The sequence below is a fragment of the Vibrio sp. 2CM40D genome, assembly GCF_023161825.1.
Taxonomy (GTDB): domain Bacteria; phylum Pseudomonadota; class Gammaproteobacteria; order Enterobacterales; family Vibrionaceae; genus Vibrio; species Vibrio alginolyticus.
Window position 1 is genome coordinate 311244 of sequence record NZ_JALNTL010000004.1, and the last position, 22350, is coordinate 333593.

At 44.8% G+C, this 22350-nt stretch carries 17 protein-coding genes; 5 read left to right on the forward strand and 12 right to left on the reverse strand.

Annotation, left to right across the window (positions count from 1 at the left end):
* Positions 1 to 183 precede the first annotated feature (183 nt).
* On the reverse strand, positions 184 to 918 hold the full coding sequence (locus MTF70_RS10995) for an ElyC/SanA/YdcF family protein (RefSeq protein WP_005388862.1): 735 nt from the start codon (positions 916 to 918) through the stop codon (positions 184 to 186).
* Positions 919 to 1072: 154 nt separating this feature from the next.
* Positions 1073 to 2761 carry an NAD-dependent malic enzyme gene (locus MTF70_RS11000; RefSeq protein WP_005377977.1) on the reverse strand — a complete coding sequence of 563 codons (1689 nt, stop codon included), beginning with the start codon at positions 2759 to 2761 and terminating at the stop codon, positions 1073 to 1075.
* A 213-nt stretch (positions 2762 to 2974) separates the two neighbouring features.
* Between MTF70_RS11000 and MTF70_RS11005 the strand changes: the two genes are divergently transcribed.
* The 3 genes from MTF70_RS11005 to MTF70_RS11015 all read left to right on the forward strand — a co-directional run bounded on the left by MTF70_RS11005 (position 2975) and on the right by MTF70_RS11015 (position 7999).
* Positions 2975 to 5329 carry a helicase-related protein gene (locus MTF70_RS11005; protein ID WP_025766837.1) on the forward strand — a complete coding sequence of 785 codons (2355 nt, stop codon included), beginning with the start codon at positions 2975 to 2977 and terminating at the stop codon, positions 5327 to 5329.
* Between the two features lie 288 nt (positions 5330 to 5617).
* Positions 5618 to 5995, forward strand: coding sequence for a hypothetical protein (locus tag MTF70_RS11010; RefSeq protein WP_005388859.1), 378 nt, complete (start codon positions 5618 to 5620; stop codon positions 5993 to 5995).
* Positions 5996 to 6325: 330 nt separating this feature from the next.
* Positions 6326 to 7999, forward strand: a complete 1674-nt coding sequence (locus tag MTF70_RS11015) for an alkaline phosphatase D family protein (RefSeq protein WP_205460910.1) — start codon at positions 6326 to 6328, stop codon at positions 7997 to 7999.
* Positions 8000 to 8077: 78 nt separating this feature from the next.
* Here the strand turns inward: MTF70_RS11015 and MTF70_RS11020 are convergent, their stop codons facing one another.
* The 7 genes from MTF70_RS11020 to MTF70_RS11050 all read right to left on the reverse strand — a co-directional run bounded on the left by MTF70_RS11020 (position 8078) and on the right by MTF70_RS11050 (position 14062).
* Positions 8078 to 9181, reverse strand: a complete 1104-nt coding sequence (locus tag MTF70_RS11020) for a phosphoribosylaminoimidazolesuccinocarboxamide synthase (protein ID WP_085569567.1) — start codon at positions 9179 to 9181, stop codon at positions 8078 to 8080.
* 204 nt (positions 9182 to 9385) lie between these two features.
* The gene (locus MTF70_RS11025) at positions 9386 to 9778 is read right to left on the reverse strand and encodes a SulA-like leucine-rich domain-containing protein (RefSeq protein ID WP_005377962.1); all 393 of its coding nucleotides are present in this window, start codon (positions 9776 to 9778) and stop codon (positions 9386 to 9388) included.
* A gap of 411 nt (positions 9779 to 10189) precedes the next feature.
* Positions 10190 to 10372: a hypothetical protein gene (locus MTF70_RS11030; protein ID WP_005377960.1), complete on the reverse strand. Its 183-nt coding sequence runs from the start codon at positions 10370 to 10372 to the stop codon at positions 10190 to 10192.
* Positions 10373 to 10549: 177 nt separating this feature from the next.
* Positions 10550 to 11524 carry a molecular chaperone DnaJ gene (locus tag MTF70_RS11035; RefSeq protein WP_017634859.1) on the reverse strand — a complete coding sequence of 325 codons (975 nt, stop codon included), beginning with the start codon at positions 11522 to 11524 and terminating at the stop codon, positions 10550 to 10552.
* 76 nt (positions 11525 to 11600) lie between these two features.
* On the reverse strand, positions 11601 to 12260 hold the full coding sequence (locus tag MTF70_RS11040; RefSeq protein WP_005377956.1) for an OmpA family protein: 660 nt from the start codon (positions 12258 to 12260) through the stop codon (positions 11601 to 11603).
* 217 nt (positions 12261 to 12477) lie between these two features.
* Positions 12478 to 13173 carry a DUF2786 domain-containing protein gene (locus MTF70_RS11045; RefSeq protein WP_005377954.1) on the reverse strand — a complete coding sequence of 232 codons (696 nt, stop codon included), beginning with the start codon at positions 13171 to 13173 and terminating at the stop codon, positions 12478 to 12480.
* Positions 13174 to 13381: 208 nt separating this feature from the next.
* Positions 13382 to 14062, reverse strand: a complete 681-nt coding sequence (locus tag MTF70_RS11050) for a DUF3334 family protein (protein WP_005388843.1) — start codon at positions 14060 to 14062, stop codon at positions 13382 to 13384.
* Positions 14063 to 14323: 261 nt separating this feature from the next.
* On the opposite strand from MTF70_RS11050, the gene MTF70_RS11055 reads away from it, so the two are divergent.
* Together MTF70_RS11055 and MTF70_RS11060 are read left to right on the forward strand one after the other, a co-directional pair.
* Positions 14324 to 17359, forward strand: a complete 3036-nt coding sequence (locus tag MTF70_RS11055) for an FAD-binding and (Fe-S)-binding domain-containing protein (RefSeq protein ID WP_138939963.1) — start codon at positions 14324 to 14326, stop codon at positions 17357 to 17359.
* 73 nt (positions 17360 to 17432) lie between these two features.
* Positions 17433 to 17894 carry an isoprenylcysteine carboxylmethyltransferase family protein gene (locus tag MTF70_RS11060; protein WP_054866049.1) on the forward strand — a complete coding sequence of 154 codons (462 nt, stop codon included), beginning with the start codon at positions 17433 to 17435 and terminating at the stop codon, positions 17892 to 17894.
* 110 nt (positions 17895 to 18004) lie between these two features.
* Here the strand turns inward: MTF70_RS11060 and MTF70_RS11065 are convergent, their stop codons facing one another.
* The 3 genes from MTF70_RS11065 to hutU all read right to left on the reverse strand — a co-directional run bounded on the left by MTF70_RS11065 (position 18005) and on the right by hutU (position 22309).
* Positions 18005 to 18730, reverse strand: a complete 726-nt coding sequence (locus MTF70_RS11065; RefSeq protein ID WP_017821813.1) for a DUF3581 domain-containing protein — start codon at positions 18728 to 18730, stop codon at positions 18005 to 18007.
* Positions 18731 to 19064: 334 nt separating this feature from the next.
* Positions 19065 to 20600 carry a histidine ammonia-lyase gene (gene hutH / locus MTF70_RS11070; RefSeq protein ID WP_054866110.1) on the reverse strand — a complete coding sequence of 512 codons (1536 nt, stop codon included), beginning with the start codon at positions 20598 to 20600 and terminating at the stop codon, positions 19065 to 19067.
* 11 nt (positions 20601 to 20611) lie between these two features.
* Complete coding sequence (hutU, locus tag MTF70_RS11075) at positions 20612 to 22309, reverse strand: urocanate hydratase (protein ID WP_054578031.1); 1698 nt, start codon at positions 22307 to 22309, stop codon at positions 20612 to 20614.
* Positions 22310 to 22350 lie beyond the last annotated feature (41 nt).

The following is a 22350-nucleotide window of genomic DNA, read 5'->3' on the forward strand; positions in this document are numbered from 1 at the left end:
TTTTATGGCAAAGTAACTGACTTGTAGTTATTTATTGATGAAATGTTACTTTGAATGCGAAAAAGAGTTTTGCCTGAATCGTAGAGCAAATTAGAAAGTGTGATGTTGAGAATTGGAAATGGGTAGAAAACTACCCATTTGTTTTATAGAAATGTTACTAGGCTTGTGAGCCACGTTATTCCTCTATTCGACGGGGACTTGAAGAGGCTCGTTAGCTGCTTTATTTGGCTCTTTTACTGCGACGATAGGTTCTTGAGGGCCAAGAAACTTAGGCTGCGTATTGATAATGTACAGGTCTAAAAACGCTTTCACACGGGCTAGCAGTTCTCGAACACGCATCGATGTTTTTTGCTTGTTGGCCGTCGGCCCTGCTACCGCGAGACATTGCGCATCAATGCTGTAAGCATCAGCGATGAACAGTGCGCGTTCACAGTGAAAGCGCTGAGTCACAATCAGAAATCGCTCCGAAGCAAAAATTTTTTTCGCTCGTACAATCGAATCTAAGGTACGAAAGCCAGCATAATCAAGGTGAATCACTTCTTCAGGCACGCCTGCTTTAAGTAAGTCGCGTTTCATTGTCCACGGTTCGTTGTATGAACGGTGGGCGTTATCACCACTCAATAAAAACTGTTTTACTTTGCCTTGGTTGTAAAGCTCAATCGCCGCATTAATGCGATGAGTGTAGTAAGTGTTGAGGATCTTTCCGATGTACTTACTGGTACCAAGAACTACGGCAACCTCATGTTGAGGGATTTGCTCGTATTCAGTGAAAATGCTCTCTTTGGCTTGTAAAACCACCCATCGGTCGATGGCAATAACAGAAACAAGCAGACTAAGTGCAGAGATCGACAAAATCAAAGCAAATCGCTTCCAGGAAAATTTCAGCTTCCACTTTGATCTTATGCGAGAAAACAACAAAACGTTTTATATCCTTAACTAAAAATGTAGTTCTCATCATATCTGATAGAAACAAAAAGAGAGAAGCCCATTTATGCCAAAATCTGGTTAGGATGATAAAAAAATAAAAGCCCCTACATGGTAGGGGCTAATTATTAAACGAATTGTCTCAAGCTTAGAACGCAGTGCGTTTGTAGCGGCGGTAAACAGGTTGCCAGAACGACTGTTCAATTGCCACGTTCAATGCTTCATCAGTAATTTCTAATGCGACACCTTGTTCAATTGCCTTTTTACCAACGGCAAATGCGATTTTTTTCGATACTAAGTGGATTTCTTCCAGTGGTGGAAGTAGTGCACCACGACCGTTGATTGCTAGAGGAGAACATGTTGCTAGCGCGCGACTTGATTCCATTAGCATCTCGTCAGTGACACGTTTTGCATTGACAGCAAGTACACCAAGGCCAATGCCTGGGAAGATGTAGCTGTTGTTACATTGTGCAATAGGGTAAGTGCGACCTTCATGAACCACTGGCTCAAATGGGCTACCTGTTGCAACCAGTGCTTCACCATTTGTCCAACGAATGATGTCGTTCGGTGTCGCTTCCACGCGGCTTGTTGGGTTCGACAGTGGGAAGACAATCGGACGCTTACAGTGTTTATGCATTTCTTCGATGACTTCTTGGCTAAATAGGCCAGGCGCACCAGAAACACCAATTAATACCGTTGGCTTGGCGTTACGCATAACATCGAGTAGTGAGAAGCCATTTCCTTCATTTTCCCACTCTTTCGTATTGGTATGCTTTTGCACCAAGCGTTGTTGGAAATCAAGAAGGTTAGGCATGCCTTCTTGTAACAGACCCCAACGGTCAACCATGTAAACTTGTGAGCGAGCTTGCTCGTCAGAAATTCCTTCCGATACCATTTGTGCGATGATCGCTTCTGCGATACCACAACCAGCAGACCCTGCGCCTAGGAAGGTAATACGTTGTTTAGAAAGCTGAGTTCCTGCTGCTTTACAAGCTGCAAGTAGGGAACCAACAGTAACAGCTGCAGTACCCTGAATATCATCATTGAAGCAACACACGCGGTCTTTGTAACGCTCTAGAAGAGGCATCGCATTTTTCTGAGCAAAGTCTTCGAACTGGATCAAAGCATCAGGCCAACGGCGCTGTACCGCTTGGATAAACTCTTCTACAAATGCATCGTATTCTGCACCCGTAATACGAGGATGACGCCAACCCATGTACATCGGATCAGCTAAGCGTTGCGGGTTATTGGTACCCACATCAAGAACGATTGGTAGCGTGTAAGCAGGGCTGATACCACCACACGCGGTATATAGTGACAGTTTACCGATTGGAATACCCATGCCGCCGATACCTTGGTCACCCAAGCCAAGGATACGTTCGCCATCTGTCACAACAATCACTTTAACGTTGTGGTTTGCTGCGTTGTTCAGCAAGTCGTCAATACGGTCACGGTTCGGGTATGAAATGAACAGACCGCGACCACGACGGTAAATGTTAGAGAAGTTTTCACATGCTGCGCCAACAGTCGGCGTGTAGATGATAGGCATCATCTCAGAAATGTGATTTTGCACTAGGCGGTAATACAATGTTTCGTTGGTGTCTTGGATGTTACGCAGATAAATGTGCTTATCCATATCGCTTTCGAAACTTTTGTATTGCTGGTAGGCACGTTCCACCTGCTCTTGGATAGTTTCGGTCGACTCTGGAAGCAGACCTTCTAAGTTGAATGAACTACGTTCTTCAGCAGAGAATGCACTGCCTTTGTTCAAAAGAGGGGTTGCTAAAAGAGCCGGACCCGCATATGGAATATATAGTGGGCGTTTATCGTTGTTCATTGGGTGCCTTATGTAGGGTTGAAGGATGCGCACCAAATTTTAACGGGTTCACTATTTAGTTGTAAACATGCGTTGATGCACATCAATGTAATGTCGCAAAAAAATTCAGATACCGACGAAAATATCGGCAATATTGGTTGTTTAGAGATACCTAAAGCAGGATTTTTTTACTTGGGTATAATGTTTTGCATCATCAAATCAAATCCAATTTCTATGTTTCAACTACCTATCGACAGCCTGCAAGCCGAGTTTGACCATCATGTAAGCCTTAACCATCTTGTGGTGGAAGCCGAAACCGGGTCGGGTAAATCTACCCGCTTGCCCATGTGGGCGGCAAAACACGGACGCGTTCTGGTTATTGAACCACGTCGAATTGCTTGTACCTCGCTGGCTGAATTTCTTGCGGAGCAATCTGGAGGGCCAATAGGTCGCAAAGTCGGTTACGCGATCAAGCTTCATGCCTACTTTGATGAAAAAACCGAAGTTGTATTTGTGACTCCGGGGGTTGCACTGCGTTGGTTTTCGGAAAACAAGCTAGCAGACTTTGATGTCGTGATAGTGGACGAATTTCACGAGCGACGCTGGGATATTGATCTATTAACCGCCATTTTGAAGCAAGAAAATCAACATCGATTGATCGTCACTTCCGCTACCTTAGAAGGCGAAAAGCTTGCTCGTTACCTGAATGCTAAGCGCCTGAGTTCGGAGGGACGTTGCTTTCCAGTCACGGTGACACATCGTTCCACAGACAGCCGCTATTTACCGAACAAAAAGGGATGTGAACAGGAAGTTGTCGGAGCGGTAAAAGAAGCACTGGAAGATGAAGACGGCGATATTCTTGTTTTTCTCCCAGGACGTAAAGAGATCGCCCAATGCGCGCAGATGCTACAAAGTAGCAGTGATGTCATGGTGGTTAAACTTCATGCCTCGGTCAGTGATGAAGAACGACATCGTGCGCTGACGGTACAAAAGCAACGGAAAGTCGTATTGGCAACCAACGTCGCGGAAACCTCTCTGACCATTCCTAATATCCGTGTGGTAATCGATAGTGGTTTAGAGCGCAGAACTGTACAACGAAATGGACGTACAGCACTGACATTAACCAACATTTCTAAGGCCAGTGCCGCGCAGCGAATGGGGCGAGCAGGTCGCGTTACCGAAGGGGCTTGTATTCGTCTATATGGTGAGCACGCGCCTTTAGAGTTGGTGACACCTCCAGAATTACACAGAGAAGAGCTCGTCGAGCCCATGCTGGCAGCGGCTTGTTGTGGGTACCGTCTTTCAACACTCGATTTTCTCGACTCAATTCCTCCAAAGTCGCTAGAGGCATCTCATTCGACGTTGTTATCTATGGAAGCGATTGATGAGGATGGCAATGTCACGCAGCATGGTAGAAAAGTATATCCACTACCCATTGATGCACTGTTTGCCGATCTCGTTACCAGAATTCAAGCGAAGCCAGAGAAGGAAGCAATGATTGATTTGGCTGCCGCCTTATCTGTGCCTGCGCAGCTCTATCAGCGACAAAGTGGTGAAGTTGCTGAGCTTCTATCTCAAGAGGAGCCATACGGATGTGATGTCTCTTTGTTGATCCGTTTGGTTCGGGGGGAGCGACTTCCGGGCATTGTCATTGATGCCAGCGCACTCGAAGAGGCACAAGGTTTAGCGAAACAAATGCGAGAAGTATTTGAATTACCGGAACTTGACGTTGCCTCTCGATATAAACGTGAAGCGCTCTTTTTCTCCATCGCCTCATTGCACCCTGAGCTTGTGTTTGTCCGACGAGCTCGTCGAAGGGATGCTCTAGGAAATGGCGTAGTCGAGATGCTGGTTGGGCGTAACAGCCGCTTTCCTGACAAAGAAGAAGCGGCAATCGTGCTAGATAGCCATAGCGTGCCAGGACGAGGCGTTAAGCAAACACTGAACCTCGCATCGGTTATGATGCCTATCCCGCTGACATTATTACGCGAACTTGAATTTGGGGAGTGGCAACAAGGTGAGACTAATTATGAAGAAGAGACGCCAAGAGCAACAATGCACTTGGTCTACGCCGGGCGAACAATCTGTACTGAACATCAAGCGTTAAAAGGTGATGTTGCTGTTCAGTCTATTGTCGAAATGATAGAAGACGAGACACTGTTACCAGGTTTTGCTTCTCAAAGAAAACAGCAAATCCAACACTGGAAACTCTACAACGCATTGGGCCTTAATGTCGAAGGAGAAGAGGTTAACGACTTGGCCTCCTTGACATTTTCTAGCTGGTTAAAGGATCAGTTGGAAACATTAGGCGTTGAAAACATCGATGATATGGCGTTGTTTGAACCAGAAGACTTAACATTTAACGGTGTTCCAGAATGGGAATACGACGATTTCGCGGAGCAGTACCCTTTAGAACTTTCGCTGCCAGAACTCCAACTAGATGTCGAGTATTACGCGTCTCGCAAGCTGGTACAGGTCGTTTATCGAGAGGGAAACCGAAAGGGAGACCCGAAGCGTTGGGAGCTGCCACGTTGGGCGGGTTGGAAGATACAGTATAAAAAGGCCAGTCGAGTGATTGATGTGAAGTAGGTCGGCGGATGACGTTGTGACAAGAATTGATATTTTCTTGGTGAATCTATAATGATTTCATATTGATAGCGTTACTTGCGTGTTGTTTTTAGTTTCTTAATTGAAATATTAATCAATTGAATGCTTATATATGGCGAAGCTGTACATCAGTTGTTACAAAGCTGGTTTTAATATTTCCTTTTGTATGTAAATTAGGGCATAAAAGACGAATGTTTTATATCCCATTGCTATATCAAAACAGTTGAACGATATTTGGTATATCTCATTTTCGAGTGTCGGGGGCATAGAATGGATCAACAAGGAAAGACGTGCATTGAATTCGACTACACTAGCTTTTTAGGAGCGACAGGTAGTAAAAAATGGACCTTTTTAGAGGCATTTGCCACCATCGCGCCTATTTTCGGTTTGATGTGGAAACAGAACATTGCGGAATTGCGCAAGCCTGAAGATCGGTTGTGGGATGCCGCATTAAAATCGATGTCTTCTCGTAAAAGTGATGAATCCAATTTGGTCCGCTTAACCCAGCTAGCTAAACATGAAGGGATCAATGAATTGCGAGTCGTTATGCCATATTCGCTCGATGTTCAGCAAATCGAGTACATAGAATCTCGCAGTCAGTTGAAGGTGGACACGTCAGAACAAGATGTTCTTAACATCAAGTTTTAGGCTGAGTATTTCCACTTCATCGATGTACTACTTAACAATAGTGCAATGAAAAGCGACCTCAAAGTAGGTCGCTTTTTTATTTTGAGGTTTTTGTCACAGGTCTTAGGAAGTGTGATGAATATAGAGTATTTGCACTTAAATTAACAAAAATGTAACGTTTGGAAATGCAATTGTCATAACTAGCTTCTAACTTTGTGTTTTTAGGACAAATTATCGACTAAGTGGTTGGTACTGTAAGTTCGAATTAACGTCCCTTATTGGCACACAAGGATGATTGAGTCACCACGTCATTTGGGCATAAAAACAAACACAATAAGAAAGGAAGTCAATATGTCTTTGTCTCGTCGAGACTTTATGAAAGCTGCCTCTTCAACGGCGATTGTTACCGGGCTGGTGGGCTGTGGTAGCGATGCTAGTGAATCTGTTGCGGTTACCTTTGAGCACGGAGTGGCGAGTGGAGATCCTACTCAAACACAAGTAATCATTTGGACTCGTGTTACAACCTCAGCGAGCTACGCAGATGTAAGCTGGCAAGTTTCATCTAACGAAAATTTTACTGATATCGTGCAAAGTGGCACTTTTGCCACAGACACGAGCCGAGATTTCACGGTAAAAGTCGATGTTCAAAATCTCAACGCAAATTCTCGCTACTACTATCGATTCATGGTTGGAGATGTCACTAGCGAAGTCGGGCAAACTCAAACATTACCAGAGGGTGGTGTAGAAAAGGCATCCATGGCCGTTGTTTCTTGCGCAAACTATCCTGCTGGTTATTTCCATGTGTATCGAGAGATCTTAAATCAACATGAGCAAGAACCGTTTGATGTGGTACTTCATCTCGGTGATTACATTTATGAGTATGGGGCTGGTGGCTACGCTAGTGAAGATGCTGAGGCACTAGGGCGAGAGCCAAGCAAAGGCACTGAATGCATTACCTTAGATGATTACCGAAAACGGTATGTGCAATATCGCCAAGATGCTGATCTGCAAGCGTTACATGCGAGCCTACCAATGATTGCAGTCTGGGATGACCATGAGCTTGCAAATGATAGTTGGAAAAATGGTGCGGAAAACCATCAAGAAGAGGAAGGCAGCTTTAATGATCGTCGTGCAGCTGCGGCTGCCGCTTGGACAGAATGGTTGCCCGTTCGTGAAAACACTTTCTCAAACATGCTGATTTACCGTCAGTTTTCGTTTGGAAGTTTAGTCAATTTGATGATGCTCGACACGCGACTTGTGGGGCGTGATAAACCGTTGGATTATTTCTCGCTCAGCTCACCAACGATGGAAGCTATTGGCGGTTTAGTTGCTCAGTCGCGCAGTCAAGACCGAGAGCTGTTAGGCGCTGACCAACTCGCTTGGCTGATGGATGCGTTCAGTACGCACGACGCAACTTGGAATGTGCTAGGGCAACAAGTGTTAATGTCTCGTATGGAGTTGCCAAGTTCGGTTATGACCGCGATGTTTCAATTGTTTACTGCCACTGAAGAACAAAAAACAGAGGCGTTATTAGCAGTAAACTCTGCGATTACGGGTTATCTCTCTGACCCAAGTTTAGATACCATTGCTTTGCCATATAACCTAGATGCATGGGATGGTTACTACGTTGAGCGAGAGAACGTTTATCAACTGGCCAAAGCCAGCAGTGGTAACTTTGTCTGTTTGGCAGGAGATACGCACAACGCATGGGCAAGTGAGCTTAAAGACGTATCTAAGCATCCTATCGGGGTAGAGTTTGCGACTAGCTCTGTGAGTTCCCCTGGGTTAGAGGCCTACCTCGCGTTAGACCCTGTTGCGATCGCTCAAATGGAATACACGCTGCCGCACTTAGTGTCAGAATTACAGTGGGCAGACATCAAACAGCGTGGCTTTATGCGCGTTACTTTTACGCCCGACAAGGCAGAGTCGACCTGGTATTTCGTATCAACGATTAAAGACAAAACATATCAGGTGACGACCAAGTCAGCCTCTACAACAGATGGCACTACGTTAAATATCGGCTAAACTGAGCCTAATACGAAAAAAGTCCGCAAGCTAGTGCGGACTTTTTATTGGAAAGCATTTAGCAATCTAGCGACAGTGCTAGTCAATCAATCCGTATTCTTTGCTCAGAACTTCGATGATTTCCGCTTTCGGATTCTCACTCAAATGAATCGGCTTGCCTGTAATCTTCTCGGCAATACCAATGTAGGTGCTCGAAATCGCCATCAAAGATTCGACGGGTAAAGCATTATCACGAGCGAGTGCTTCACGCTCTGGCATACGTTCTTTGTTTAGCAAGATATCTGGGTCAGGGAAGTGGTTAAGTAGGAACTGGCGGAAACCTTCTTTTGAGTTCTCTACGATGTGACCTGCTTGGTACTCTTTAGCATCCCATATACGAGACGAGTCTGGTGTACCCACTTCATCCATGTAAATCAGCTTTTCATTGCCAGCAGCATCATGAACATAACCAAATTCGAATTTGGTATCGACAAAGATTTGGTCGATTTCTTCTAACGCTTGGCTGATAACGTTAAAGCCTTCTTTCAGCAATTTTTCGTAGAGTGCGATATCGTCAGCGCTTGAGAAGTTAAATGCTTCGTAGTTGTCTACGATGTTTTGACGAGTAATATTTACGTCATCCGCTTCTGGCACACCGGGAATGCCTTTTAGAATGCCTTTTGTGGATGGGGTCATTAGCAACTCTGGCAGTGCTTTGTCTTTTCCTAACCCTTCAGGAAGTTGGATTCCACAAAACTCGCGCTCGCCATTTGCGTAAGCGCGCCACATCGAACCCGTGATGTATTTGCGGCAGATGGCTTCGATTTTTACCGGTTTGGCTTTTTGTACAATCCAAACAAAAGGGTGAGGAATGTCTAGAATATGGCTATCTGCTAAGCCATTTTCTTTGAACAGTTTGAACCAGTGATTAGAAATCGCATTAAGCGCAGCCCCTTTACCCGGGACACCATTAAGACCACCTTCAGCATGCCAAATACAATCGAATGCAGAGATTCGGTCGCTAATCACCATGATAGCCAAAGGCGCATCTGGAGCGACATCGTATCCTTTTTCTTTGATCAGTCGGGCGCTGTCTTCTTCAGTTAACCAGTAAACTGAACGAACTTTTCCACTATGAACGGGTTTATGGGTGCGAATTGGCAGGTCGTCATTGACGGCAAGTACTTGATTAGCAAGGCTCATTGCGACATTCCTATCATCTTAATCAAACGTCAGAAAGAGAAGATATTCAGCAAAATGTGGGCGCTGAATAAATCGAATGTGGGCATCATACCAGAACTATTTTAACTCGCCAGAGAAAAAGCAAACGTTTGCTTGTTTTCTTTAATACAAAAAAATGCCCCCTTAAAAAGGAGGCGAGATGCAGGATGGATAACGTCGAACTTATTAGTGGTACTTATTAACTCTGCCTTCGACGAAAAAGACTTCACACTGATAGCGCTGCGCCATGTCGCGCAACATAGATTGATTCATAAGTGCAATTTTATTTGATGCAACAACAGCACTGGCATTGCCTGATCGGATGGCTTTGATCACGATCTCGACTTCTGAAAGCTGTTGAGAGGGCTTCATTTGAATAACGTTTTTACAGCAAATATTAGAAGCAGTGAGTTGTTCAAAGTCTGGACGAGGGCAGTCTGCTGTAAACAAAATCCATTGTTTCTGCTGCGATAAAACAGCCAGCTTAGATAGAAGCTGATCCGAAACGGCCATGGGCTTAGTTGCTTGTGCCAATACGTTGTAACGAGAGTATGTATGAGATTGACTTTGTAACTGCATCTTACTGTTCCTTTATACATGCTGTATGTGTATACAGTAGTTTGTTTTGGTGACCTGATCAACCAGTTTCTCAAAAGTTATTTGCGGTTTTTTGAGAAGGAAATAAAAGGATTTGATTCTAAGTAATTGAATTTATGTGGTTGTTTTTCATTTTTGATATGTCTAACATCAATTTAAAAATGTGAGGTGAGTAGAAAACTGGACGAGAGACATACAGGGGTTTACTACTGTATATACAGGTGTTTTTCACGGACAATGGTTTGTATACAGTGGGAGAGGGCTGATAACCGATGCGACGTGCTATGTAAGATAGGAGGGAATACGAGATAGAGATTGGAAATAGGGCTTGGCCGATCAAAAAAGCGCCTTAAAAGGCGCCTTTGAAAATCAGTTCCGTTGATTCCGTCTTGCTTAGCTCGCTCGTTGCAAGCGTTCGCGCATTTGTAATTCGCCTTGGTTAAATAGGCGCACGTCGATTTTCGCCATATCGTAGCAAGCTTTACATGAGTAGTGGTGCTTGCCATCTAAATAATCGTGACGAGTTACAAGGCTAGGTTTTTTACACCAATCACAGGTGCCTTCTTCAGTGAACATTGATTTTCTCCCCACCTAGATTAATTTGAGTCGTTAGGTGTTATTTTGCGCCGGGCATTATGGCATAAAAGCGCGACTTAAGTTAAATGTCTGTTAATTTGTTTGAGAGGGAGATCGATTGCGGCGCTTGATTATATAGGTCTAAAAGCATGCTAGCCAAAGTATCCTGACCTATTTTTACTGTTTTGTAACATTTTGTGAGACGAGCTTAAAGGCATGATTGAGTCGCTTCATTTCTTCTTCACTGCCTCTTGTGTCAGGATGATAAAGCTTTGATAGCTGTCTATAGCGTAGCTTGATTGCTTGTAAATCAGGGATGTGTTGTGGTGTGTAGCCAAACATAGCACACGCGACGCTTAGCTTATGGTTCTCTGCCTGGGTTTTGGATTTCTTAAACTCTTTGAATACTTTCTCTAGCTGGCGTTTCAGTTGCTTGTTCGTAAACTCTAGCTCTTTTATTTTTTTCGCCATTCGTTGATTTTGGCTTTCCTCTTTGGCTTCAAGCGCTTTTCTATTCTGCTTAAGTTTCTTGATTACGAGAAAACTTAAGCCGCTGATGATGAGTATCGCCGCTAGCCAGATCAGCCATAAAAACTGCGAGTGTTCTACTTTGGGGTTTGCAACTGTGCTTTTCTCTTCCTGTGCTTGCTCAGCCTTTTTATCGAGCGACTTTATTTGCGAGACTTGTTTAGCTCGCAGTTGGTTGAAGCGCTGCTCTAACAGTTGATTATAAGCTTGTTCTGCTGCTGGATTATGCTGAGAAGCCATTTGATACAAGGCTTCAGTCAATTGAGAAGTTGTGACCTTATCTGGATTGCGCTGAATAAAATCGGCGAGAAGAAAGCCACGATCGGTTGGGTCATTGAGTGCGATAGAGGTTAGCCAATATAACGCTTGTGTTTCATTTTTTTCGCCATTTATCCCTTTAGCAAAGTCGTTCGCGAGCTGTTTTTGTGCAGGGAGGTAACCTTGGTTGGCGGATTGCTCTAGCCAGTAGCGCGTTTCTGGTGAGGCTTCAGCTTCGTTTGATGCCAATAGTTGTTGTGCGTACTCGTATTGTTCGATGGGGTCATTTGGAGCTTGAGAGGCAAGTGAGTAGCCAGAAAAGCTGAGGCTAAATAAGCAGAGTAGGGCAGACGTTTTGACAGACATTAATATGTCAGGCCTAACGATAATGGTTAGGCCTGCTCCGGTAATTTTTTATTATTACCGTTATGGTGCAACCAAATTACTTCAGTGGCAAGATCTGGATTTCAACACGACGGTTGCACGCACGACCTTCAGAAGTTTGGTTTGAGCAAATTGGGTTACGTTCGCCGTAGCCGCGTGCAATTGCACGACCAGGTGCAACGTTTTGAGATACTAGGAATTGACGTACGGACTCTGCACGGCGCTCTGACAACGTTTGGTTGTATGACTCACTACCTGTGCTATCCGTGTAACCGTCAATAACGAGACTGGTATCTGGGTACTCAACTAGGATGCGAGCAACACCGCGTAGAGTGTTATGGATACTAGCATCAAGCTGGTAAGAGCTTGAAGAGAAGCCGATACCGTTTTCCATACGCAGTAAAAGCTGATTTTCACCAACACGCTGAACTTGTACGCCAGAGTTTAGCAAAGCGCGACGTAATTCCGCTTCTTGTTGGTCAAAGTAGTAACCAACGCCAGCGCCAGTCGCTCCGCCTGCGGCTGCACCAATGAGTGCATGCTGACGACGTTCTTTAGCATCATCACCCGTTGCTAGGCCGATTGCTGCGCCAGCGATCGCACCAATAAGCGCGCCTTGCGTGGTGGAGTTAGTTTCGTATTCACCCGTTGTTGCATTTTGGCGTTGAGTGGCTTGACAGCCAGTAAGAGCTAGCACTAGAGCTAGTGCAATAGGCATCTTTTTCAAGGGAAAATCTCCGTATAAAACTGAGGCGAAACCATGCCTCATAATGGGATGCGAATTATGAATAAACAAGCATTAATATTTGTTATGAGAAAGTAAGATTGATAAGAGTTTTTGTAAGAAAATTCCTATCAATACTGCCAAAGCTCTCAAAGTAAGCCCTATAGACATCGAAGTCATGGGTGCTTATGTGAATCCTTTACTATTCTGGCTATTTCGATGAATCGCCCAACATTTTGCGTGCTTGTTCGCCGCCCACTCCACGGTTAACTGAAACCTTTCTACCTTTCTTTAAGCCCACTTCGTAGTCTTCAGTTAGGTTTTTCATCGCTTCTTTCAATTGCTTCTTGAACGTTTCGCGGTCAATGTTTTGGAATTCTTTATCAATATAGTCATTAATTTTATTGGCCGACTCTTCATCTGGAGAAATAATTGGCAATTTTTCAATCGCGCCTTCCACCCAGCCAGATACAAATGAGTTCACACGGCGAGTCACTTCCTGAGAAGAGGTGCCGGTGCCAGCAAAGCTGTTTCGGAATTGTCCGGTACTTTCGTTCATCTCGCGATAAACAATATCGAAAGCAAATGCAGCAAAAATAGCGCGATCTGCTTCACCGATAAATTCGACACGTTTGAGCCCTTTGTGATTCAACAATACTGCTTCGACACCGAATTTTGTGTTAATGCCGCGAATCACTCGCAATATGGTAGAACTGATGTTCGCTGGTAGCAGATGAGAAGATTGTGTTTTTCCCATTCTGATGAACTCAATATCGTCTTTATCGAGACCATATTTAAGCATGAGGCGATGTGCCATTTTGATAGCATTGGCAGCCTCATTAACATTAGCGGAATTGCCCAGTTCTAAGCACTTGGCGATTTTTTTCAGAGCTTTTTGTTTATCCATCGACAACCAGTAACGAAAGCAGAAAATTTATGAAGTCAGATATATTACCTTTTTTGACATAAAAACGAAATACAAGGTGGGACTGAAGATAATTTCTGCACATAAAAAGAAGCCTCGCATTAAGCGAGGCTGGCGTTTTAGTTCGTCGTAATCAGTATGAAGCCGTACTTGTGTCTAAGAAGCCATTCTTCATTAAGATTCGTTAGAATTACAACCCGAGCTGGTTGAGCAAGTCATCGGCATCATCGTTTGATCCCGACGATTTAGATTCTTTCTCAGCCAACTGTTTACGTGTTGCCTCTAAAATGTCGTCTGGGTTTTCGTCTTCAGCAACTTCAAACTCTTCCAGTTGGATGAACTCAGTTTTATCCATTGCTAGCTCGAGATAGAAAATATTGTTGTTTTCGGTGGAGAACGTCACTCTGCGCGCTTGAGGGCGGTCAAGGTTGGTATCAACTTGTAAGATAACTTGCTTATTCAGCGCCAGCATTTTTGGTTGGTTTTGTGTGATGTTCGTTTGCAGGTCTTTACGAATTTTATTAGTGAAGTCTCCGACCAGTTGATTCATGAGTTCACCCAGAACATCGCCTACCTCGTCAGAAGTATGAGATATTGCCAGTTCTTCTTCTGGCATGCCCATATTACGCATGTAGTTGGTGTAGATCTCCAGTGCGGCTTTTGCCGTAAAATTAATCACAACTAGCCCGGTAAATCCGCCATCAAACAGAACAAAACAGCCAAAATCTGGTTTGAGGCTAGTCTTGTGGATTTTTTGCACCATTGCTGAATAATTTACTTGAGAAGATGTCGCCGAAGTAAGTACGCCAGAAACAGACTGGCAAAGTTTGAGAAGGATATCTTCAGTGGTCACAATTTTATTTTTTTTCATTCTGAAAACTCATCTAGAAACGCGATTCGTTCCCCAATGTAAGGCATCAAGCGTGAAAAAATAAAGCATAAGTTTAATTATTGTATCGAGATTCTGATTTGCTCGTCTTTTTAAATGTTGTAAAGTGACGAAATTCAAAGAATATTACTTCACTAACTCTTTTGTGGTGTTTTTTCGCTTAGCGCCAATTTGTATGAGAAGTGAGCAAATGATTACACAACCCGCAGCTGATCGGATCAGCGTCGTAGGGGCAGGAAGCAAATGTTACCAAGATTACACTCGCAAACTGATGTCGATCCTCTTGTTCTTAGTTTTCTGAAAGAGCTTGAGCACGCCGGATTCACTGGTGATATCGAAAGCCAATATTCAAGTCGACTAGCGGTTGCCACTGACAACAGTGTTTACCAGCAACTTCCTCAGTCTGTCGTTCATCCCAAAACGACAGAAGATGTTTCTCTCCTCGGGAAACTGAGCAATAAAGAAAAGTACGAACGAATTACCTTTTCACCTCGTGGTGGCGGCACGGGGACCAATGGTCAGTCGCTAACCAAAGGTATTGTGGTGGATATGTCTCGCCACATGAACAAAGTGCTTGAGATTAATGAGAAAGAAGGCTGGGTTCGTGTACAAACTGGTGTAGTGAAAGACCAGTTAAATGACGCAGTTCGCCCTTATGGCTACTTCTTCTCTCCAGACTTATCTACCAGTAACCGTGCAACGATTGGCGGCATGGTCAACACCGATGCTTCTGGTCAAGGTTCTCTGAAATACGGGAAAACATCCGATCATGTTTTGTCGCTACAAGCGGTGTTTGCTGATGGCTCAGTTTTAGAATCAGATCTGTCCAACGGCTACCCAAAAGAAGGCGAGTTTGCTGCCAAGGCGCTACGAGTAACGGAATCCGTATGTCGTGAAAAACGCCAGCAGATCGTAGATAAGTTTCCTCCTCTTAACCGATTTTTAACGGGCTACGATTTAAAAAATGCCTTGAATGAAGACGACGACCGTTTCGATATCACACGAGTACTGTGCGGCGCGGAAGGTTCATTGGCATTTATTACCGAAGCAAAGCTTAACCTGACGCCAATTCCGAAAGCACGTACTTTGGTTAACGTTAAATACAACAGCTTTGATTCTGCACTGCGTAATGCACCGTTTATGGTAGAGGCGAAAGCGCTGTCTGTAGAAACCGTTGACTCAAAAGTGCTTAATCTCGCGAAGCAAGATATCGTTTGGCACACCGTGAGCGATTTACTTACCGATGTTCCAAATAAAGAGATGCTTGGCATCAATATGGTGGAATACGCAGGTCAGGACGAAGAGGAAGTTGCTGCTCAGGTTGCAGCGTTGACCGCCAAGCTCGATACCATGTTGGAAACAGAAGAAGCGGGCATTATCGGCTACCAAGTTTGTAATGATGTAGCGAGCATTGGGCGTATTTACAACATGCGTAAAAAAGCGGTGGGTTTGTTAGGCGCAGCAAAAGGTCGTGCTAAACCGGTCGCATTCGCTGAAGATACCTGTGTGCCACCAGAAAACCTGGCGGACTTTATTGTAGAGTTTCGAGAGCTGTTAGACAGCAAGTCTCTGAATTACGGCATGTTTGGTCACGTCGATGCTGGGGTGCTTCACGTACGTCCTGCGTTGGATTTGTGTGACCCGCACCAAGAAGCATTGATGCACGAAGTGTCTGATGAAGTGGTCAAGCTGGTGGCGAAATACGGTGGTTTGATGTGGGGTGAACACGGCAAAGGTTTCCGTTCAGAATATGGCCCTGAGTTTTTCGGCGACGAGTTGTTTACTGAACTGAGACGTGTGAAAGCGGCATTCGATCCACACAACAAAATGAACCCGGGCAAAATCTGTACACCGCTGGATAGTGATGCAGAGCTTGTCAAAGTTACCGATACCAAACGTGGTTACTATGACCGTCAGATTGACGTTCAAGTACGTGACAGCTTTAAACAAGCGATGGAATGTAACGGTAACGGTTTGTGTTTTAACTACGATACTAGCTCGCCAATGTGTCCATCGATGAAAGTAACAGCCGATCGTCGTCATTCACCGAAAGGTCGTGCGGGTTTGGTTCGCGAGTGGTTGCGTCAGCTCACTGAACAAGGCATTGATATCCTTGACTTAGAAAAGCAAACGCTAGAAAACAGAACATCAATCAAAACCATGATTGACCGTGTACGTCATTCTATCAATCGTCGTCACGAATACGATTTCTCCCACGAAGTGTATGAAGCGATGAATGGTTGTTTGGCGTGTAAAGCATGTGCGAGCCAGTGTCCGATTAAAGTCGATGTTCCGAGTTTTCGCTCACGCTTTTTAAACATCTATCACTCTCGTTATCAACGTCCTGCAAAAGACTATCTGGTTGCGAACATTGAGACTATGCTGCCGATGATGGCAAAAGCGCCAGGTGTCGTAAATGGTGTTTTGAAGCAGTCGTGGGTGAAAAGTTTAACGGCATCTACGGTCGGGTATGTCGATGCGCCGTTGTTATCAGTACCCACCTTGAAACAACGAGTAGAGTCGCTGACAACGCCTTATGATCTGCAAGCGCTCAGTGGTTTGTCTTCGTCTGAAAAGAGCAAGCATGTTTTAATTGTTCAAGACCCATTCACTAGTTACTACGACGCTGATGTCGTTGAAGACTTCGTTAAGTTATTGAAAAAGCTGGGTATGAATCCGGTGCTTCTGCCGTTTAAGCCGAATGGTAAAGCACAACACATTAAAGGGTTTTTACGTCAGTTTAAGGACACAGCAGCCGACACAGCGAAGTTCTTGGCGATGGTAGCGGATCTGGATATTCCATTAGTTGGCGTCGATCCTGCTTTGGTGCTGTGTTATCGAGATGAATACGCTGAAGTGCTTGGCAGTAAGCGAGGTAATTTCGATGTACTAACAGCCCACGAATGGCTTTACCCAAGACTAGAAGCGTTTGAAAGCGGAGAGCATAAGGCGCAGGAACCTTGGTATCTGTTTGCGCACTGTACTGAGAAAACCAAAATGCCAAATGCGGAAAAAGAGTGGGGCGCTATTTTTGCTCACTTTGGTGCAGTTTTGAATACGGTACCTGTTGGTTGTTGTGGTATGGCGGGTACGTTTGGTCATGAGGTTGATAAGTTGTCGATGTCGAAAGATATTTACAATTTAAGCTGGAAGCCAAGCTTAGATAAGTTGGATAACGAGAGATGTTTGATTACAGGCTATTCTTGCCGCAGCCAAGTGAAACGCTTTGAAGGAACGAAGCCCAAGCATCCCGTTCAGGCATTGTTAACTTTGTTGTAATCGGACTAGATCAAGCCCAGTTTTACTGGGCTTTTTAGAAACCGTATTTAGACCCTTTCAAAGGATATGAATCTTGAGAAAACTTGAACTCAAAGTCCCACCTGGTGTGGTGTTTTTGCTAGTCATACTTTTGATGTACGGACTTAAAGTTTTGACGCCGAGCATGAACATTCGAGTACCCTTTGTTGAATTTGTAGTAGGTGTATTAACTTTGTTGTCTGGCTACATGGGCATTGCTGGCGTGTATGAATTTCGCAAAGTAAAAACCACAGTGAACCCAGTAAAACCTGAAGCGGCATCTTCTGTTGTAAGAACTGGTGTGTTTGCCTTTTCACGCAACCCTATGTACATGGCATTATTGCTTCTAATCATAGCAACTGGTTTGTGGTGGCAGCACTTGAGTGTGGTGCTTTGTGGCGTGATATTTGTCAGTTATATGAATCGGTTTCAAATCAAGCCTGAGGAACGCGTTTTAGAGCGATTGTTTGGTGAAGAGTATGTGGATTATAAAAACCATGTTCGTCGTTGGCTCTAAGCATTGCGTTTAGTTTTGTTTGGATGAGACATAAAAAGAAAGCCCAACGGTCGACGTTGGGCTTTCTTTTAGTAAACACGTTTTTTGTGCGCTTCTGATAGGGCAGTCTACTAGGCTGCCTTAACGAACTTTGCTAGGAATGCATCCTTACGTTCATTAAAGCGGCGTACAAGGTCATCAACCGCTTCTTGGTCATATGGCTTCAAGCCACTTGCAACCATGCGCTTAATACCTTTACCAACGACTTCACCGTCTTCTTTAAACGCAAAGTTTAAGGTGACTACACCTCGTTTTCCTTCTACGTCGAATGTTGCGCCAGTGAAATCCACCTCTGGATGCGTAAGGTCTAAGCGTGAAAATTCGACTTCCATGCTTTCATAAATAACTAATGGACGCTGGCAGTTGATCATCATTTGCTTCTCTTCCATAAGAGGAACCATGATGTGAGGGAAGTTCATACCAGAAAATTGCACGTAATTTGTCACTACATGCTCAATAAATGCCGGATCGTGGTTAGTTTCACCTTCACGGGACATGTGTAAGTATTCTTTACCTGCCTCGTCAACAACAGCGCTTTCTTTGTCACACTTATTTTCAATATGAAGTGCTACACCATCGTTTACCATGCCAGAGAAGTTAAAACGCATCTTTTGGCTAACGCCTTCTTTACTGAGAAGCACAGCGAAAAGTAAATCCCCAGGGACACAAAAGCGTTTGTTGTCTTCATCATGAATTGGGTTGTAGTCACCTGCGACACGTTTTGCAAAGTGGCTTGCTTGTTCGCGAGTGAACTGAAACTGGTGATTAGTGTTTGAAAAATAAGGTGTTAGAAACATAATTTTTACGTAGTAACCAAAACTGTGTGGGATTATATGCGAATATCTGCGTAGCAATGGTCCATCCAGTGAAAACTTCACCGTATCCTAACAATAAGACACTATTTCGGCGGATAAACCGTTAAAAACGCATACTTTAGCAACGCTTTTATTTGTGAAAACAATAAACAACGACCTTTTCGCTCGCCTATCTTGTAAAGTATAGCCATCAAAGTAGACAGGCGTTCATAAATAGTGCCATCAATATGTTTAATCGTATATAAAAAGGCTCCACGCAGAACGTAGAGCCTTCAAGTCATTATCTGTTTATTCGATGAAATCCAGTTATGCTTGGTTATTGAACACTTGGTAACAAGCTCTCTGGCATGAGCGTGTTGTGAATAGCCAGCTTAAGCAGAGTATTTGCCTGTTCAATGTCTGGAGCAAAGTAGCGATCTTTATCGTAGAACGATACTTTTTCACGCAACATTTGTTTCGCAATCTCAATACGCTCAGAGGACTTGTTTGGCGCTCTAAAGTCTAGGCCTTGTGCTGCTGAGAGGTATTCGACAGCCAGAATACCGCGAGTGTTTTCGCCCATTTCTTTCAATCTGCGAGCCGCGAATGTTGCCATTGAGACGTGATCTTCTTGGTTTGCAGATGTTGGCAAGCTGTCTACTGACGCTGGGTGAGCGAGTGTTTTGTTTTCACTTGCTAACGCAGCGGAGGTAACCTGAGCAATCATGAAACCAGAGTTCACACCACCATTGTCGACTAAGAACGGTGGCAGTTTTGATAGCGCGCTATCGATAAGTAATGCCATACGACGTTCAGACAAGCTGCCGATCTCGGCAATCGCAAGTGCTAGGTTGTCGGCTGCCATTGCAACAGGCTCCGCGTGGAAGTTACCGCCAGAGATGATGTCACCATCTTCAGCAAACACCAACGGGTTATCTGATACGGAATTCGCTTCTACTTGTAGTACTTCCGCCGCATTGCGGATTTGCTGTAAACACGCACCCATCACTTGAGGCTGACAGCGCAAAGAATACGGGTCTTGTACTTTTTCACAGTTAGTGTGCGAATCACCTATTTCACTCGATGTGTCTAACAAATGACGGTATGCGAGTGCTGCGTCCATTTGGCTGCGATGACCACGTACACGGTGAATGCGCGGATCGAATGGACGTCGGCTGCCGAGAGCGGCTTCAACAGACATTGCACCACAAACGGTTGCTGACGCGAAAAGGTCTTCCGCGATAAACAGGCCTTCCAATGCGAACGCTGTGGATGCCTGAGTCCCATTTAGTAGCGCTAAGCCTTCTTTTGGCGCCAGAGTGATAGGCTCTAGACCTGCGATTTTTAAAGCTTCTTGCCCGGAAATGATATTACCGTTGTGGCGAGCTTGTCCTTCTCCCAGTAATACTGTGCTCATATGGGCTAGAGGAGCTAAGTCACCTGATGCGCCAACAGAGCCCTTTTTAGGTACGCAAGGGTAAACTTGTGCGTTGACTAGGTCGGTCAGCATATTAATGACTTTTAGGCGAATCCCAGAAAAGCCACGAGACAGACTATTGATTTTTAATACCATCATCAGACGAACCGTTTCATCTGACATAAACTCACCGATACCTGCCGCATGAGAGAGAACGATACTGCGTTGCAGTGTTTCTAAATCTTCTGGTGCTATTCGTGTGTTAGCCAATAGCCCAAAACCAGTGTTAATTCCGTAAACCGTTCGATCTTCCGCGATGACTCGGTCTACGACCTGTGTGCTTTCTTCAATGGCCGGAATGGCTTCAGGATCCAAAGTAAGGTTGACTGGTGAACGGCTCACTTGGCGTAGTTCGTTTAAGCTAATATGACCTGGCTTTAGCGCTAAATTTAACATCTCTTTCATCCTTACTTGAGCTTCTTCAGTTCTTCGTTGAGCATTGGCAAATCTAGCCCTTGCTCTGCTGCACATTGTTTAGCGATATCGTATCCCGCATCAGCATGACGCATCACGCCTGTTGCTGGGTCGTTATGCAGCACGCGGGCAATACGTTGTGAGGCATCTTCACTGCCGTCACAGCAGATAACCATACCTGAGTGTTGCGAGAAGCCCATACCTACGCCACCGCCGTGGTGCAGTGAAACCCAAGTTGCGCCGCCCGCCGTGTTGAGTAGCGCGTTTAATAATGGCCAGTCTGATACGGCGTCAGAACCGTCCATCATACCTTCGGTTTCACGGTTCGGGCTTGCTACAGAGCCAGAGTCTAAGTGATCTCGACCAATGACAACGGGCGCTTTAAGTTCGCCATTTTTCACCATTTCGTTGAATGCTTGACCAAGACGCTCACGATCTTTAAGACCAACCCAGCAAATACGCGCAGGTAAACCTTGGAACTGGATGCGTTCGCGAGCCATATCTAGCCAGTTATGTAAGTGCGGATTATCTGGAATTAGCTCTTTTACTTTTTGGTCGGTTTTATAAATGTCCTCAGGATCGCCAGAGAGAGCAGCCCAACGGAAAGGACCGATACCTTCACAGAATAGAGGACGAATGTAGGCTGGAACGAAGCCAGGGAAATCAAATGCGTTTTCTACGCCTTCTTCCAAGGCCATCTGGCGGATGTTGTTACCGTAGTCGAGTGTTGCGGCGCCGCGATTTTGCAGCTCTAACATCGCTTGAACTTGCACAGCCATGGATTTTTTCGCTGCTTTTACGACCATTGCTTCATCTTGCAAACGCATTTCTGCTGCGTGAGACATGCTCCAGCCTTGTGGTAAATAGCCATTGAGCGGGTCGTGTGCAGACGTTTGGTCTGTTACTACATCAGGCGTGATATTACGTTCTACCAGCTCAGAGAAAACGTCTGCTGCATTACCTAGTAGACCAACCGATACTGGTGTGTCTGACTCTTTAATGATAGCTAGCGCTTCATCTAAAGAAGTCGCTTTCTTATCGACATAGCCTGTACGTAGGCGGTAATCGATACGTGACTCATCACACTCTACTGCAATCATGGAGAAGCCCGCCATTGTACCAGCGAGAGGTTGAGCACCACCCATGCCACCGAGACCACCTGTTAGAATCCAACGGCCCTTTGCTTCACCGTCAAAGTGTTTTTTTGCAACAGATACGAACGTTTCGTATGTGCCTTGTACGATACCTTGCGAGCCAATGTATATCCAGCTGCCAGCGGTCATTTGGCCGTACATCATCAAGCCTTGTTTATCGAGCTCGTTGAAGTGTTCCCAGTTTGCCCAATGCGGAACAAGGTTTGAGTTTGCGATAAGCACGCGTGGAGCATTTTTATGAGTAGGGAAAACACCAACAGGCTTGCCTGATTGAACTAAAAGCGTTTGGTCATCTTCGAGTCTTTCAAGTACTTCAACAATCTTGTCGTAACATTCCCAGTTTCGCGCTGCTCGGCCAATGCCGCCATATACAACCAGTGAATGTGGATGTTCTGCAACATCAGGATCAAGGTTGTTCATCAGCATACGAAGAGGGGCTTCGGTTAGCCAAGATTTTGCGCGCAGTTTATCTCCGTGAGGTGCACGAATTGTTCTGCTTGTATCAAGTCGTGGATCTTGTCCCTGGCGCTGTGTCATTTCAGACTCCTTTAGTTTCTCGTGATGACCAAGTACTTGCT

Coding starts and splice junctions, on each gene's coding strand:
- MTF70_RS11000 (WP_005377977.1), bottom strand. CDS start 2,761: ATGAACAACGATAAACGCCCACTATATATTCCATATGCGGGTCCGGCT.
- MTF70_RS11005 (WP_025766837.1), top strand. CDS start 2,975: ATGTTTCAACTACCTATCGACAGCCTGCAAGCCGAGTTTGACCATCAT.
- MTF70_RS11010 (WP_005388859.1), top strand. CDS start 5,618: ATGGATCAACAAGGAAAGACGTGCATTGAATTCGACTACACTAGCTTT.
- MTF70_RS11015 (WP_205460910.1), top strand. CDS start 6,326: ATGTCTTTGTCTCGTCGAGACTTTATGAAAGCTGCCTCTTCAACGGCG.
- MTF70_RS11020 (WP_085569567.1), bottom strand. CDS start 9,181: ATGAGCCTTGCTAATCAAGTACTTGCCGTCAATGACGACCTGCCAATT.
- MTF70_RS11025 (WP_005377962.1), bottom strand. CDS start 9,778: ATGCAGTTACAAAGTCAATCTCATACATACTCTCGTTACAACGTATTG.
- MTF70_RS11030 (WP_005377960.1), bottom strand. CDS start 10,372: ATGTTCACTGAAGAAGGCACCTGTGATTGGTGTAAAAAACCTAGCCTT.
- MTF70_RS11035 (WP_017634859.1), bottom strand. CDS start 11,524: ATGTCTGTCAAAACGTCTGCCCTACTCTGCTTATTTAGCCTCAGCTTT.
- MTF70_RS11040 (WP_005377956.1), bottom strand. CDS start 12,260: ATGCCTATTGCACTAGCTCTAGTGCTAGCTCTTACTGGCTGTCAAGCC.
- MTF70_RS11045 (WP_005377954.1), bottom strand. CDS start 13,173: ATGGATAAACAAAAAGCTCTGAAAAAAATCGCCAAGTGCTTAGAACTG.
- MTF70_RS11050 (WP_005388843.1), bottom strand. CDS start 14,062: ATGAAAAAAAATAAAATTGTGACCACTGAAGATATCCTTCTCAAACTT.
- MTF70_RS11055 (WP_138939963.1), top strand. CDS start 14,324: ATGTTACCAAGATTACACTCGCAAACTGATGTCGATCCTCTTGTTCTT.
- MTF70_RS11065 (WP_017821813.1), bottom strand. CDS start 18,730: ATGTTTCTAACACCTTATTTTTCAAACACTAATCACCAGTTTCAGTTC.
- hutH (WP_054866110.1), bottom strand. CDS start 20,600: ATGTTAAATTTAGCGCTAAAGCCAGGTCATATTAGCTTAAACGAACTA.
- hutU (WP_054578031.1), bottom strand. CDS start 22,309: ATGACACAGCGCCAGGGACAAGATCCACGACTTGATACAAGCAGAACA.